The organism is Myroides sp. LJL119, assembly GCF_054871605.1.
Genome location: NZ_JBTXLO010000002.1, coordinates 393,577 through 409,094, shown reverse-complemented (window position 1 = coordinate 409,094; position 15,518 = coordinate 393,577). Strand labels below are relative to the sequence as shown.

The following is a 15,518-nucleotide window of genomic DNA, read 5'->3' as shown; positions in this document are numbered from 1 at the left end:
TAAAAACCATAAAAAGATACAAAAGCGATAAAGTACCTTTTAAAGTAATTAATATCCCAAAATTTAATTATTCACTTCCATGCTTTGAAGCAATTTGGCTGCACCTTGATCAAGAACATACTCCACATGAGAGAACTGTTTTAAATAAGTAGCAGGCACCTGAGCAGAAATTTCACCCTCTAAAGCTTTTTGCATGATCTCAGCCTTACGTTCACTTAAAGCCAATAAAATGATTTCTTTAGCCTCAGTGATAGTTTTAATACCCATAGTAATGGCATGAGTTGGTACGTTTTCTAGTCCTTTAAAATCATCAATAGCATCCGACCTAGTTAAGTCATTTAACGTAACTAAACGTGTAGTGGAATCAATTACCGATCCAGGCTCGTTAAAACCAATGTGACCGGTTCTTCCTATACCTAATAATTGCATATCTAATCCACCTAATGCAGAAATTTTCTTGTCATATTCTAGACAAAATTCTCTGATTGCTTCATTAGATAAAGTTCCATCTGGAATATGAATATTGTTTTTATTTATATCAATATGATTAAATAAGTTAGTATTCATAAAAGAAACGTAACTTAACTCCTCAACAGGCTGCATTGGATAATATTCATCTAAATTAAAGGTAATCACATTATTAAAGCTAAGACCTTCATTTTTATGTAAACGAATTAATTCCTTATACACGCCTTTTGGTGTAGCCCCAGTGGCAAGGCCCAAAATAGCACTCTGTCCTAAACTTTGCTTGTTTTCAATGATGTTTGCGATTCTACCCGCTACATACACGGAAGCACTTTGATCATCCTCATAAACTTTTATGGTATCATTTAAGACACTAAACGGTTGGTAAATATTTTTCATTTATAAAAAACAGTATACTTCTTTTAATTATTACTGTTACAAAAATATCTTCTGTAACATTACTCTAGGTTTAAAAAATACAAGTAATTTACTTCTAATTACTTTTTATATTACAAACCGAGATTTCTTCTTACAATATCATAGCAAATAATGTGACGTCAAAAATACATAATTATTGCCAATTAACAGTGGAAAATTTGTAAAAGTGTATTTTTTTCGAGTTAAGACTAAACATTTACCGATGAAGTTCAATCAAAAATATAATCATAAACAAAAAGCACTAGTTTACATATAAGGAAAATAATTTAATTTGTGTTCCACAACAAACATATAGATAAAAGAATTAGCTAAATGTAATTAACCTATCATTAATAAAATAGTAAATTAATTTTAATCTGATTGCGCAGAAGCCGAAATTACAAACTTAACGTATGAATCAATTTTGTACTCAAAAGTAAATATGCTTACTAGTATATTCTAACCATTCACTTAATTCTTGCTTTTGGAATTATAGAATTTATTATTTTTGAAACATTATCTATTAAGAAGTCTTATTGATATAAAAAAAATATTATAAATTAGTGCAAATATTTACTAGAAATGAAAATAGGAATAACTTTTAGCGCGTTTGATTTACTACATGCAGGACATATTAAAATGTTGGAAGAAGCTAAGCGTCAATGTGATTATTTAATTGTCGGACTTCAAACGGATCCTACTATTGACAGACCTGAAAAAAACAAACCTACGCAAAGCGTTGTTGAAAGATATATACAACTCAAGGGTTGCAAATTTGTAGATGAAATTGTTCCTTACGCTACAGAACAGGACTTGGAGGATATACTCCGCTCTTTTCACATCGATGTCCGTATACTAGGAGATGAATATGCGCATAAAAACTTTACAGGTAGAAAATATTGTGAAGAGAAACCTATTGCTTTATATTTTAACACTAGAGATCATCGTTTTTCAAGTAGCTCTTTGAGAAAAGAAGTTGCCGAAAAAGAAAATAGTAAAGTTGTTAATCTTAAATAAATTATCGCTTAACTAAAATGCGTAGGCTGTAAAAAATTGGCTTAGACTCTTTTGAGTCTAACCAATTCTTGATTTAACGTTAAGAATCAATACTTTAAAACTTATGACTGACATTAATCAATATTCAATTATTTATTTTGATTCATGATAAGTAACTTTACCATATTAAAACTACCGCAGAACGATTATATCTTGTTAAAAAATTCCAACTAAAAAAACTTCATTCATTACGATACTTAAAAATAATAGAAATTACTATTTATAAAAAATTAAGATATAAAGTAATACAATAATTTTACTTACAATCTATCATATTCCTAAAATGCAAAACATCCGCTCTTTTTTAATTTTCATTATTTCTTGATAATATTGTAAGCTCTAGTCCCTCAAAACGGATTTTGATATTTATCCCAAAAAAGCTCTATCGTAAATTTACATCAATCGTAAAATGAATTTAGAACAAAAGAGTTCAGATTTATTGTATAATTTAAATTTGTCAACAAATCTGAACATAGAAAGTTTTTTCATAAATTAGAAATATTCAAATCTGAAAATCTATACGAATAAAGAAAATAACATTGTTTCTTAATTCTAACTCAATCTCAGAAAGAGAGACTATTACTATTAAACTAACTTAAGAATTTTCAGATTCAAATAAAGACTTTTCCCATTCCCATGCACTTTTAAGAGCAGCATCTAAAGTTTCTTTAGGTTGCCATCCAAGTACATTATTAGCTTTAATAGTAGAAGCGTACGCAGTAGCAACATCTCCTTCACGTCGAGATTTAAATGAATAATCTAACTTAATCCCATTTACTTTTTCAAAAGTTTTAATTATTTCTAGAACAGATGTTCCCCTACCCGTGCCAATATTATAAGTTTCAACGACTGAGGAGTTATCTTTTTTCAAAAGTCTTTCTACTGCAACTACATGGGCCTGCGCCAAGTCAACTACATGTATATAATCTCTTATACACGTACCATCATCTGTAGGGTAGTCAATACCATATATGGATATAGGACCACGCTTTCCTATTGCGGATTGTGTAATAAAAGGAATAAGATTTTGTGGTACACCAGTAGGTAATTCACCAATTAAACCCGAAGCATGAGCACCAATAGGATTAAAATATCGCAAAATAACTGCTGACACTTTACTAATCTTACAAAAGTCATTAATAATATCCTCACCTATACGTTTAGTATTACCATATGGAGAAAAAGGCTCTTTACGAGATTCTTCTTCTGTGATTGGCATAGAATTGGCCTCACCATAGACAGTACATGATGAACTAAAAATAAAATGTCCTCCGTCTTTTTTCTTAAACTGATCTAATAAGTTAATAATTGGGTAAATATTGTTCTTATAATAATCTAGAGGCTTATTTATACTTTCATTTACAGACTTAAAAGCAGCAAAATGAATCACAGCTTCAATATCAAAGTATTTTGAAAACAATCGCTCAACCTCAATCTCATTTTTAAGATCTAATTGTTCGAAAATAACCTGCTTACCTGTAATCGAATTTATACGATGTAAAATATCAATCGAGGAATTAGACAAATCATCGACAATAACTATTTCAAACCCGCGCTCTATCAATGCAACAACGGTATGAGAACCAATAAATCCCAATCCCCCAGTAACTAAAATTTTCATCTTTTTAATATATAATAATTATTTACGTAATATCTCTTTAAAAGTTAAAAAAATAATTTTAATATCATTAATAATCGTTTGATTATTTACATATTCTAAATTAAATTTCAACTTATCTGGCATAATAACATCGACATACATTTTCTCAGGATCATTAGCAGTTTCCAAAATATCATTTTCATTTCTATACTTAATAGATGCGTTATCAGTTATCCCCGGACGAACTGACAAAACTTTTAACTGTTCCTTTGAATACATTAAAACATACTTTCTAACTTCTGGACGCGGACCAACAATGCTCATTTCACCAACAAACACGTTTAGCAATTGAGGAAATTCGTCAAGCTTAAATTTTCTAATGTAATAACCTATATTTGTAACCCTAGGATCTCGCCCACCAACTGTAATCAAACCCTTTTTATCTGCATCCATATACATGGATCTAAATTTAAAAATTTGAAAATCCTGATTATTAAGTCCTACTCGTGTTTGTCTATAAAAAATCGGTCCTTTTGAATCTAATTTTATAGCTATAGCTACTATTATAAAAACAGGACTTAATAAAATAAGTCCTGTAGCACTTGCAATGATATCAAATACCCTTTTCATTACTATTTATCCTTTAACTACCAATTGATATGATTCAACAACTGCACTAATAACATACTCAACTTCTTTATCCGTCAATTGTGGATATATTGGCAAAGAAATTTCGCATTTGTAGTTTTCATAAGCTTGTGGGAAATTCTTAATTTCAAACCCTTTTTCCTTGAAAAAGGAAAGCATGGGTAAAGGAATAAAATGAACATTAACCGCAACCCCTTTTTTCGAAATCTCATCTATTATAGCATCCCTTTCACTTTCTGATATATTCTTAATTCGCAAAGCATACAAATGGTATGAACTTTCCCTTCCATTTATTACACTTGGTGGAATTATAGCCCAATCTAAACTTCTAAAAAAACGGTCATATAAATTAAACACTCTTTTTCGTTCGGTTAAAATTGAAGGATAATTGCGAATTTGAGCTAGACCAATAGCTGCATTTACATCAGCCATATTTATTTTCATACCAAGACCAGTTATATCATACCTCCAACTACCTGCTTTACTTTTAGAAAAAGCATCTTTAGTCTGGCAGTTTAAACTCATCTGACGTAGTACCGAATATAAGTCGCTATTATCAAAAGGAAGCGGTAAATTCAAGCAAATCGCTCCTCCTTCAGCAGTTGTAATATTTTTTACAGCATGCAGAGAAAAAATAGCTATATCTGTTTCACTACCTGTCCTAACCCCATCTTCAAACTTTGCTCCCAATGAATGAGCCGCATCGTTAATTACTAAAATTCTACCTAATTTTCTTTGATTTTCGGAATTTACCTGAAATTTCTTTTTAATTTCGCTCTCATTAACAAGAGACATTATAGAATCGTAATCACAAGGAAAACCTGCAATATCCACGGGTAAAATTACTTTAGTACGGTCAGTTATAGCTTTTCTTATATTATCAATTGAAATATTAAAATTACTATTAACATCAACCATTACAGGAGTACCACCGGCATGATATACTGCTAATGCAGTAGCACTATAGGTATATGCTGGAATTATTACTTCATCACCAGGTTCTATACCGAACCATCTTAACATCATAATTGCTCCAGATGTCCAAGAATTAACGCATAAAACTTCTTTTGCGCCACAATATTTTTTTATTTCTGATTCCAACTCTTTTACCTTTGGTCCTGTTGTTATCCAGCCTGAACGCAAAGAATCTACTACTTCAGTAATTACGTCCTCACTTATATATGGAGGTGAAAATGGTATATTCATATTATCTAAAAACTTTATAAATTAAATTTAATATAGGTGTTGGCATTAATTTGGCAAAAGCGTATAAATACATGTAACCATCGGCTACAAAACCAAACCCTAATGTTTTATTCACTCGACGGCGTAAATTAATAATAGATCTAGCATGCTTCATACCTCTTCTTCTTTCAAAAAAATCATCATCGAGTCTAAATTTAAACAAAAAATCATCTAAATTGGCAAATTTACATCCAGAATTAAATCCTTGCATCCACATAATTGTATCTTCTCCAAAATAAGTATCTAACGGATAAAGACCAGCTTTTTGAAAATAACTATTACGAAACATAACAGTTGGATGTATTAAGCAATCTCGCTTTTTAAACAATTCTAAGCAAGCTTTATGGGTAACGGGCATTTCTTTTTTAAAATATTCCCTATCACTAGAATCGATTTCTATTGCCCATGTACCCAAACAATCCACTTCAATATTACTATCAAGAAATTCTATTTGTCTTTCAAATCTATTTGGCATTGAAATATCGTCAGCATCCATTCGTGCTATATACAGATAATCCTGAACTAAGACGACACTTAATAATTCATTTAACGAAAATGCTAATCCTCTATTCTCTTCTCTTTCTCTGAGAATAACCCTAGAATCTCTAATATTTTTAAGAAAATCTAAACACTCCTTTCTAACTTCACCGTCGCATTGTACATACAAATCAAAATCTGAAAAAGTTTGTTCTAATAAGCTTAAAATGGCTTTTCTTAAATAATCTATTCTATCATTCTTGTACAGAGATAGAATAACTGCTAATTTTTTTTCTTTTTGCATTTTTTTTATAAGATATCATATAACACTTAAATCCAACAAAACCCAGAATCAAAATCCAGGCTTCATTATACAAGATTGATAAGCTAAACATTTGAATAAGAATCGAATAAAAGGAAATGAGTAAAAAAACATTCCCTTTATAATTATATTTACACAATTTTTTTATACATATAAATACATTAAATAAAAATAAACTAAATAAAATAAACCCAAAGATGCCACCATCTACCAATACTTGTAAATAAGTATTGTGAACATACTTACCATAATCAAAAACAAACATATTAGCGCCTAAACCGAAAAAAAAATTATTTTCAAATACTTCGAGACCCGTAGCCCAAAGATCAAATCTCCCGCTCCCGCTTCCAATGTCTAACCTATTTGATATACCTTCGTCTAATAATTTAAATAATGTTTCATAGAAATAGATTATAACACTTATTGTAAAAGTAGCAACCAAAAAGAAATATTTCAAACTAATACGTCTAAAATTTACCATAAAGTATAGAAAAGCAGGAATAAAAATTCCCAACCAACCTCCACGAGAAAACGAAAGTATTACACAACATGTTAGCATTAAAAAAGTAACAATTTCAAACCTAGTTTTATTAGCTTTCAAAAGTAAAAAATACCAAGGTAAAGTACTGGCGAAAACTAAGTTATTAGGATCAGCACCTAAACCAATCAATCTAGGCGTACTTCTATCTAACATCACTCCATACTTTACGACATTTTCTCCTGCTGCAGAATAAAAATTAAAATTTAAAGCGAAAACTCCAAATATATACATACAGAGAGAAAGAAGCGAAAACCAAAAAATACCATTAGTAAAATACCTTTCTACTATTACCAAACGAGATTTATCTACCAAATAACTTTTAAAGCACAATACACCCAATACTGAAAAAGAAATAACAATTGAATACAGTAGACTATGGAATGGTTCGTGTGTAAAGAAAGATCCTACAACAAAATAAATCGAAAATAGAATATAACTATTTTCGAATGATAACGTTTTACTAACTCCGTTTTTAATAATATAAAAAACTATAAACGGAAACAAAATCATATAAAGCTTCAACGAAAAGCCTATATCCAAAAAAACGCCTTCAGAAAGTAAGGATATAAAAAACAATGTCATTGTTAACTCTCGTTTTCTAGGTTTGATATTATTTAAAATCATATTCATAATTCAAATGAAGCCTTTTCATAAAACCTTTTCTCTAATAAATCACTTAGCTCCGCCTTAACATCTAAAAAATCTTTATCTGCTAACGCAGGACTGTCATTAAAGCACACAAAGTTATAGTTATCGACCTTATTTAATAGTCTCTTTAATTGTTTTATTGAAGAAATATTAGCCTCAAGCCCATCATTATGAAAAAAAGGAAAAAAGTCATTATTTACCAAATGCCAATATCTATTTAAGTAATGCGTCAAATCATTATTCATGCGAAATTTGTTTTTAGATGAAATATTCATTTCCTCACTGAATAAACTACGTACTTGTGTAAAAGTCCTGCGACAATAGGGTTGAGGATGATGCCAGTGTTCAAACCAAAAATAATCTGAGTAAACATACTTAAGTAAAAAATTGCTTAAGTTTCCTAATATTCCATAACTCTTATTAAACAAACTGTTACTACTAATATTACTTTTCCCATAGACATTTCTAACTAAATAAATATTATTTTTAATCGAATTTACCCACGTGTCTTCGCCTCTCAATAATTTAAAAAGTTCGCCCCGTTTCAACCAACCGTGTTTAAGAAAATCCACTGGTAAACCTTCGTTAAAAAATCTAGTTTGTTCAATCTTTTTCCAAATAATAGTATCATCATTTAAATAAACAAAGTGTTCACTTAGTCCTTTAATATTACTTAAATTCATTTCGATAGAACTTGAATTAAAGACTGGCAAATGATCCTTATTAATATACATTTCATCGTGAGAAACTACTACTACTTGTTTTGTATTTATATCTAACCACTTAGGAATATGTCCTTCTGTTATCAAAAAAATCTTATTATACCAAGGACAATTTTTTTCGATACTGCGCAAAACAAAACGCAATGTATCTAAATCTCTAAATCTTGATTCCGAATTACCATCACTCTCCAATGCTTGTCCTGAATACTTTAATTTTTTCTGCTGCCACATTTGATCCGAAGGATCAACCCAAGGTAATACAAAATCTATTTTAATGTTATTCATCTTTTATATAATATTATAATACAAAACTCAGTTTATTTTAACAAATTTTTTCATCAGAGAATTCTTCGAAGAACGTAATTTAAAATAACTAGCTAAATATAAAGGTAAAAAACTACTTACAATAGTATAATTCTCTTTCCAAATCTGCTTTAAAGCAAATATTTCAAAAAAATGAAACCTCCTCTTCACCAGATAATTTTGCGCATAAGAAAACGTTTCTCTAGATTTTAGTTTTTCTAAATAATTAACGCGTTCTCGCGACGTTAAACTACTACGATAAAAAATAGAGACAATAGCTAGCCAATTAAACATTCCTAACAATTCCTTTACTTTAAAATTATCCTGCAAACTATATTTTTTCTGTAACTTAAATATAACGGACTCTAACTCTACAATTATTTGATCGTACTGCCCAAAAGTGAAAATTTTATAGGTTGCGGAAGAGTCATTTCTTCTATAGATATAATGAGCTGTATTTGAAATAATAATTTTCTTAACTGCAAGTAAGTATTCTAGGAAAAAAATCAAATCTTCTCCATATTTAATACCTTCTTTAAAAGTCACATTATTCTCTCTTATTACGTCTATATTATAAAATTTACAACAAACGTATCTTTTTGAAAGAATATCACCAGAGCTAATTAAATCTTCCAATTGACTAATTTTAAAACTTCCATAAACACTGCCTTTAATCACACTTATAACACCATTTAGTTTCTTCTCCTTAATATCTTGAATAATAAGACAATCTCTAGATAACCCCAATTCAATAAAGCTAAGTATAAAGTTCGATTCAATATAATCATCCGAATCGACAAAAGTTACCCATCTACCAGAACAAATCTTAAGTCCATTATTCCTTGCTAAACTAACCCCTTGATTTTCCTGATGTATGACTTTAATATTACTATATTTATTAGCAAATAAATCGCAAATTTCACTAGACCCATCTACTGATCCATCATTAACTAATATAATTTCAATCTTTTTATAAGATTGATTAACTACTGAATCAATACATGCTCCTAAATACTTCTCAGCATTGTAAACAGGAATCACTATTGAGATTAAATCATCATAATTATACATTTTGTTTAATAAAATTATAAGATACATTACGCATTTCGTCTACTTTTTGATTTACTACTTCAAAATCAATAGTTTCATTTATTAAATTTTCATGTATGTCATCAAAAGACTCTACCAACCTACTCTCAAGACCAAATAAGCTAAGAAGAGATAAAAAACGCGCCTTGCCACGCTCCCTATTTGCAATAGCAATAAAAGGTTTATTAAAAATAATTGAAAATACAGTACCGTGAAACGAATCTGTAATAATAAAATCACCAGTATAAAATCCATTTAACCAATCCTCAATAGGAGGATAAATAAATTCCTTCTCTGAAAATGGAATATTACGCGCACCCTTAAGCATCACATTAGGTTGACTTGAAAATACTGGATCGCCGCGTAGTTCAGCAACTCTATCAATAATTTTCTGCTTTTCTCCACTTCTATCAAGGATATAAGTGTAAATACCATTTTTGTTTGTAACAGTTTTACCTTGTGCACTAATAATTGAAATATAATCCTCTTTCTTTAAAAGAAGTGTAGGATCAACCACTAAACAAGAATTAACACCTAACTTGTCAAATAATAAATCAATTGCCGACTTCTCCCGAACACTAATTGCATTAAATTGCTTACTCAAATCTGAGCAACGAAAAGATTCACTATCAGAATACTCCCAGTCATCTGTTCCCAAAGAAGCCGCATAAGCAACCTTATTAATATCTGAGTTATTCTCTAAGAAAGACAAATAATCATGATAAATGTCTATCGCATATTTTGGTCTCCAAACTTGATCACTTCCCACAATAACTGTGTCATAATTATGTGACTGAACAATTTTTAGTAATTTACTATCTGTAGGGTTAACAATATCAATTTTTGTAATATAACTATTTATAAATCTTCTACTGAATTTCCCACAAATATAGATTTGTCTATTAGTTAATATTTTATCATTAGTATGCTTTAACAAATACTGCTTGATTTTTCTAAGATACGTATGTAAAGTACCTCTCGATTCAATCCTATTAATGGTTTCAACTTCATATCCCATTTTTTTTAATGCTTTCTGTAAAGCAAAATTTTGCAAAATTCCACCATAATTCGAGATTAGAGGCTGTGTCAATATACCAACTTTCTTATTATTTTCTTTTAAAAATGTCATAATACTAAAAACCTAATAATTTTTTTACTTTTCTTATTCTGTGATTTAATAAACTACTCCTCCTTAGAATAGTCCTATCTCTAGAAAGAGCTTGTTCGAATAATTCAGGATTATTATGTTTCTTCCAAACTTTGAAACTTTTTTTTCGCAATTTTAGTCTTAACCTCTGAACAATTCTAAAATCAAAACTGATATCTTCAAAAAACCTAGTTCTTATACTTGGAGCTATACTAGAATTTGTTAGGTATTTATATCTATATTTTAATCCTTTCTGTCGGTGATTAAAACTTCCTTGTTGTGAAGCTTTAAATCTCTCTAACGTAAGTATTTCAACTTCTAGCTCTTTATTTTTGATCCCTTTTCGAATTATATCATTGGCTTTTAATGATCTAGCAACAATCACACTTGTCCCTAAACCATCCTGTGAATATGGTTCTAACCAAGCATCACCAAGAGAAATATCTGCCAACTCTGTTGTAACATCAGTACAAAAGTCACAAGCATTAGCTTTAAATAATCCTGAGCCCCACATATCACCAAGCAATTGCATTCTAGTAGTTTTCATTTTATTTAAATTATCCTTTGAATACGCTCCAAAAGAATAATCAGATGCTGTTCCATGCGGGTTTTTAATTCTATATTCTTGTTTAACATACTCTCCTGCTATTCCAGCCCTTTTTGCCAAATAATCAGTAAAGAAATTACTTTTTAAGCCTCCGCAAATAATACCTATTAAAAAAGGAGTTTTCTCCCTAAAAGCAGGATCATAATGTTGCTTCAATCTGACAGCCTTTATAAAACACGCTACACCCGATAAAGCTATTCGTCCCTCCACAGCCTTAATAGCAGAAAACAACCCAGCTAAACTAACGGGAATATATCTTGTTTTAGATATTTTCCTTATACTCTCTACACTGCTTACAAGCTGATAACCATAAGACCCATTCAACTCTTTCACTACATAAATATGATCAACAATTTTTTGAGTTAAAAGCTGTTCAAAAACATAAGTAGCAATTCCACCTGACGAGGATTGTTCTCTATACTTTGTTGAGAACCCAACATATAATTGAGAATATTTACCGATAAGTTCATCTTGTTGAACTGCATCAGTTAAAAATAATTTTGCTATTTTATCTTCATCTTTAACTTCTTCATCTGGAGATGGATTAAATGGACATAATTTGATTGCCTTTTCATTAAAAACATTACGAAAATCTGGGACTAAAAAACCATTATCATCCCAAATCATTTCACCTCCTACAGATTCTGACAAACACATCCCGCATCCCACACATAAATCAGCCTGTATAATATCTTTAATTTCTACCATTAAATATTTTTTTTGAATTTTGATATTAAAATATCTTTTAAAAACAGTTGCTCTTTTTTACTCAATCCTATTTGGTATATTCCCACCAAACATATGAATATCTGTAAAATACTATTTACAGCAAAATTTAAAATTTTTATCTCTAATTTTACATCGACAATTGTAAAAACACATGTACTCAAAACAGTAATAATTAAGCACGGTACAATTACATCTTTACAATAATTAATTATGCTGAAATACAATATTTTTTTAAGGAAATAAACTCTAAAAATCAAAGCTACTACCGCCAGAGCAACCATAATCATAAAAACTACAGACGCATCAGAAGCTGAATACTTTAGTAGCATAAAAGAAATTGGTAAATTCAAAAAAACTATTATGCCAACAACAACCTGATAGTTTTTAATATTACCTGAAGCCTGAACCCCAGTCATTAAAGACCCGGATAAACTATCAATCAAAACACATATTAGAGCCAACTTACAAAATATATTTGTTAATAATGGAACTTTACCTAACCATATTTCTAATACAATATTAATGTTAAATACTAATGGAAAAACCAACAGCAAAATCAACATAAACGAAAGCTTAGAACTTTGAAAAATTAAGTTTACCATCCTTTCCTTCTCATCTTTAGCATACAATTTAATTATTTGTGGATTTACAGCCATTTGAAAGTTATTAACAAACATATAGACTGCAGATTGGACCTGCATAGTTATTCCGTATGCAGCGTTGACAAGTGTGCCAAAAAACAGATTAAGTAGTATATTTATCCCCTGTCCTCTAGCTACAACAGCAAAATTACCAAATAAATTCCATCCGGAATAAATTAATAATTCAGAAAAATAGGGAAGGTTATATTCAAATTTATACCTACTCTCTTTAAAATTATTTTTACAATATAGCTTATAAACTATTCGCATTATAAAAGTAACTACGAACACTAAAATAGAATATAATATTAACTTATCACTTCCGAGACTTAATAAAAAAACTATAATCAATTTAAAAAACACTTCTATTATACTAACATAGGCATATACGCTCATCCGTTCTCTTGCTATAATCAAAGCATTGTAAGGAACTTGAACTACACTTACTAAAAAAGTAAAGACTGAAAATTGATATACTACGTTAACAGCAAATGTTCTCTCTAAAGGATAAACCATCTCGTAGTTAATATACCACAATCCAAGTGTCTCTGCTAATAATAGTGCTATAAAAGATATTAAATAATGAATAGTTAAGGTTGCACTAAAAGTTTTCTGCAACTTAACTTCATTTCCTTCGCCAATATCAAAAGATAAATAACGCTGAGTAGCAGATGTCATCGCCGAGTTAAAGAATCCTAACATAGCTACCACTCCGCCAACTAAACTATATATACCATAATCGGAAACTCCTAATTGCTCAAGAATTACTCTTGAAGTATAGAGTGTAACTCCCATTATTAGAAACATGCGAAAGTACAAAAACAGAGAATTTTTAGCTATTTGTTTAGAACTAGACATATATATTTTAATCTATTAAATAATTTGCATGTATTAAAAACAAATACTCCTTTCATAGCCGCCCTTCAATGTGAATTTTGTTCAAAACACCTTTAACATCGAAAATAATACCAGATTTTTCGATTAAACTTTGAATATCTAATTCTATTAATTCTCGATGTGCAGTTGCTAAAATAACACCATCAAAACATTGACTTGTTTTCCCATATCTATGATCTCTTCTTAAAAATCGAGATTGTAATGCCTCACGACAATCCGTTATAACCTCTATATTAAAATCTCTTTTCACTTCATCAGCATTGACCCAAGGATCATAAATAACAACTTCTATTCCATAAGATATAAGTTCTTCATAAATTTTCGCAACCTTCGTATTCCTAGTATCTGGACAATTCTCTTTAAAGGCAAAACCTAAAATTAATAATCGGGATTTACTCACATCTATACCTTTTTGTATCATAAGTTTAACAACTTTAGATGCAATAAAAATAGGTATTTCATCATTCACTCTTCTTCCAGATAAAATCACGTCAGGATAGTAGCCTAATTGAATTGCTTTATGCGCCAAATAATAAGGGTCAACTGAAATACAATGCCCTCCTACAAGGCCAGGTTTAAATTTTAAAAAATTAAATTTAGTTCCTGCCGCTTCTAATACTTCATTTGTATCAATACCAATTCTATCAAAAATAAGAGCTAATTCATTTACAAAAGAAATGTTTACATCTCTTTGGGCATTTTCAATAACCTTAGCAGCCTCAGCTACTTTTATTGATGTAGCTTTATGGGTTCCTGCCTTTATAATTTTTTTATAAAGTTTATCGATTTCTTCGGCAATAGATTCTGTACTACCTGAGGTAACTTTTACAATAGTTTCTAAAGTGTTTACTTTATCTCCAGGGTTAATGCGTTCAGGTGAATACCCAACAAAAAAATCTTTATTATACACTAGTTTAGATTCCTTTTCTAATACAGGAATACATTCTTCTTCAGTACAACCTGGATAAACAGTAGATTCATAAATAACAATATCCCCTTTTTTAAGAATCTGTCCAATTAATGTAGAAGCTCTTTTTAGTGGGGTCAAATCTGGCGCATTAAACTGGTCAATTGGAGTTGGCACAGTTACAATATAAACATTCGCGTTGGCAATGGATTCAGGACTATCACTAGCTATATAACCCAATTCGCCTTTGGAAGTTTTATATCTTTCCAATGCCTTAGTTAATAAATCCTTATCAACCTCTTTTGTTAGATCACTACCTTTATTTAGTAATGCCACACGATTTGAATCAATGTCATATCCAACAACAGGGTAATACTCGGAAAAAGCCATTGCTAGAGGCAATCCTACATATCCTTGTCCAATTATCGCTATTTTATACTTCTTTTCCATTTTTCTTTAAGTTTAGAGAAGCTCATTTGTAAAAAGTGCTAATATTTTCTAAAGAAAAACAAAAGTAAACTATTAGTTGATTATAACCTTATATTTTCCCACAAAATAAGTCAATACACAAATATATTAAGTGAATACCATATGCTATTTCCTATTATTACAAAGACAGCTATTTGACAAAAAATAAGATATTCTATGATTTAGCACAAATAATAGAATATTTTAAAATAAATAAAAACAAAACAATAATTTCAAGCAACTTGTATTAGAATAACCAATTTATAGAATATTGAAACTTATAATATTTATTAAAAAAGTCTTCATGTAATCCAAACACATAAAAAGGGAACTACTCTATTTATTAAGATTACTGAAACAGTATTGCCCCTTATTACAATTTGTTAAAAAAGTACAACTTTTTTATTACCATTAACTAAAAAAAATTTATAAAAGTACTTTATGATTGTAATTCCATTTTTTAAGGATACGGTCTGTATTATATCAAAAAAAACACCTCAAAAAGTTAGACACTTTTTGAGGTATTCCTAAAACTTAAACAGATTTATTTCAAGCGATTGTTTCGCCTGTGTCTGTACTCACACAAGTA

13 protein-coding genes are annotated in these 15,518 nt (G+C 29.8%); 1 reads left to right on the top strand and 12 read right to left on the bottom strand.

The window, feature by feature from the left end:
- Positions 1–63 precede the first annotated feature (63 nt).
- Entirely contained in the window at positions 64–864 is an 801-nt protein-coding gene (gene nagB / locus ACYSNV_RS04670) for a glucosamine-6-phosphate deaminase (RefSeq protein WP_461761404.1), read from the bottom strand.
- Positions 865–1,464: 600 nt separating this feature from the next.
- Between nagB and ACYSNV_RS04665 the strand changes: the two genes are divergently transcribed.
- Complete coding sequence (locus tag ACYSNV_RS04665) at positions 1,465–1,899, top strand: adenylyltransferase/cytidyltransferase family protein (protein WP_461761403.1); 435 nt, start codon at positions 1,465–1,467, stop codon at positions 1,897–1,899.
- A gap of 634 nt (positions 1,900–2,533) precedes the next feature.
- On the opposite strand, the gene galE is transcribed toward ACYSNV_RS04665, so the two are convergent.
- From galE to ACYSNV_RS04610, 11 genes are read right to left on the bottom strand one after another with little or no spacing between them, the layout of a single operon-like run.
- Complete coding sequence (gene galE, locus ACYSNV_RS04660; RefSeq protein WP_461761402.1) at positions 2,534–3,559, bottom strand: UDP-glucose 4-epimerase GalE; 1,026 nt, start codon at positions 3,557–3,559, stop codon at positions 2,534–2,536.
- Between the two features lie 18 nt (positions 3,560–3,577).
- Entirely contained in the window at positions 3,578–4,168 is a 591-nt protein-coding gene (locus ACYSNV_RS04655) for a sugar transferase (RefSeq protein WP_461761401.1), read from the bottom strand.
- A gap of 6 nt (positions 4,169–4,174) precedes the next feature.
- Positions 4,175–5,392 carry a DegT/DnrJ/EryC1/StrS family aminotransferase gene (locus tag ACYSNV_RS04650; protein ID WP_461761400.1) on the bottom strand — a complete coding sequence of 406 codons (1,218 nt, stop codon included), beginning with the start codon at positions 5,390–5,392 and terminating at the stop codon, positions 4,175–4,177.
- Between the two features lies 1 nt (position 5,393).
- Positions 5,394–6,212, bottom strand: coding sequence for a glycosyltransferase (locus ACYSNV_RS04645; protein ID WP_461761399.1), 819 nt, complete (start codon positions 6,210–6,212; stop codon positions 5,394–5,396).
- Complete coding sequence (locus tag ACYSNV_RS04640; RefSeq protein WP_461761398.1) at positions 6,163–7,401, bottom strand: O-antigen ligase family protein; 1,239 nt, start codon at positions 7,399–7,401, stop codon at positions 6,163–6,165. The genes ACYSNV_RS04645 and ACYSNV_RS04640 overlap by 50 nt, the downstream gene beginning before the upstream one ends.
- The gene (locus tag ACYSNV_RS04635) at positions 7,398–8,426 is read right to left on the bottom strand and encodes a Stealth CR1 domain-containing protein (protein ID WP_461761397.1); all 1,029 of its coding nucleotides are present in this window, start codon (positions 8,424–8,426) and stop codon (positions 7,398–7,400) included. The genes ACYSNV_RS04640 and ACYSNV_RS04635 overlap by 4 nt, the downstream gene beginning before the upstream one ends.
- 27 nt (positions 8,427–8,453) lie before the next feature.
- Positions 8,454–9,515, bottom strand: coding sequence for a glycosyltransferase (locus ACYSNV_RS04630; RefSeq protein WP_461761396.1), 1,062 nt, complete (start codon positions 9,513–9,515; stop codon positions 8,454–8,456).
- Entirely contained in the window at positions 9,508–10,623 is a 1,116-nt protein-coding gene (locus ACYSNV_RS04625; protein ID WP_461761395.1) for a polysaccharide pyruvyl transferase family protein, read from the bottom strand. Before ACYSNV_RS04625 ends, ACYSNV_RS04630 begins: the two co-directional genes overlap by 8 nt.
- Positions 10,624–10,666: 43 nt before the next feature.
- Positions 10,667–11,995 (bottom strand): Coenzyme F420 hydrogenase/dehydrogenase, beta subunit C-terminal domain, encoded by a 1,329-nt coding sequence (locus ACYSNV_RS04620; RefSeq protein ID WP_461761394.1) that lies wholly within the window; start codon positions 11,993–11,995, stop codon positions 10,667–10,669.
- Entirely contained in the window at positions 11,995–13,515 is a 1,521-nt protein-coding gene (locus ACYSNV_RS04615) for an MATE family efflux transporter (protein WP_461761393.1), read from the bottom strand. The genes ACYSNV_RS04620 and ACYSNV_RS04615 overlap by 1 nt, the downstream gene beginning before the upstream one ends.
- A 52-nt stretch (positions 13,516–13,567) precedes the next feature.
- On the bottom strand, positions 13,568–14,911 hold the full coding sequence (locus ACYSNV_RS04610; protein WP_461761392.1) for a nucleotide sugar dehydrogenase: 1,344 nt from the start codon (positions 14,909–14,911) through the stop codon (positions 13,568–13,570).
- Positions 14,912–15,518 lie beyond the last annotated feature (607 nt).

Excerpts from the sequence above, each read along its gene's own strand:
- ACYSNV_RS04610 (WP_461761392.1), bottom strand. The coding sequence starts at position 14,911 with ATGGAAAAGAAGTATAAAATAGCGATAATTGGACAAGGATATGTAGGA.
- galE (WP_461761402.1), bottom strand. The coding sequence starts at position 3,559 with ATGAAAATTTTAGTTACTGGGGGATTGGGATTTATTGGTTCTCATACC.
- ACYSNV_RS04650 (WP_461761400.1), bottom strand. The coding sequence starts at position 5,392 with ATGAATATACCATTTTCACCTCCATATATAAGTGAGGACGTAATTACT.
- ACYSNV_RS04620 (WP_461761394.1), bottom strand. The coding sequence starts at position 11,995 with ATGGTAGAAATTAAAGATATTATACAGGCTGATTTATGTGTGGGATGC.
- nagB (WP_461761404.1), bottom strand. The coding sequence starts at position 864 with ATGAAAAATATTTACCAACCGTTTAGTGTCTTAAATGATACCATAAAA.
- ACYSNV_RS04615 (WP_461761393.1), bottom strand. The coding sequence starts at position 13,515 with ATGTCTAGTTCTAAACAAATAGCTAAAAATTCTCTGTTTTTGTACTTT.
- ACYSNV_RS04640 (WP_461761398.1), bottom strand. The coding sequence starts at position 7,401 with ATGAATATGATTTTAAATAATATCAAACCTAGAAAACGAGAGTTAACA.
- ACYSNV_RS04630 (WP_461761396.1), bottom strand. The coding sequence starts at position 9,515 with ATGTATAATTATGATGATTTAATCTCAATAGTGATTCCTGTTTACAAT.
- ACYSNV_RS04655 (WP_461761401.1), bottom strand. The coding sequence starts at position 4,168 with ATGAAAAGGGTATTTGATATCATTGCAAGTGCTACAGGACTTATTTTA.
- ACYSNV_RS04665 (WP_461761403.1), top strand. The coding sequence starts at position 1,465 with ATGAAAATAGGAATAACTTTTAGCGCGTTTGATTTACTACATGCAGGA.
- ACYSNV_RS04645 (WP_461761399.1), bottom strand. The coding sequence starts at position 6,212 with ATGCAAAAAGAAAAAAAATTAGCAGTTATTCTATCTCTGTACAAGAAT.
- ACYSNV_RS04635 (WP_461761397.1), bottom strand. The coding sequence starts at position 8,426 with ATGAATAACATTAAAATAGATTTTGTATTACCTTGGGTTGATCCTTCG.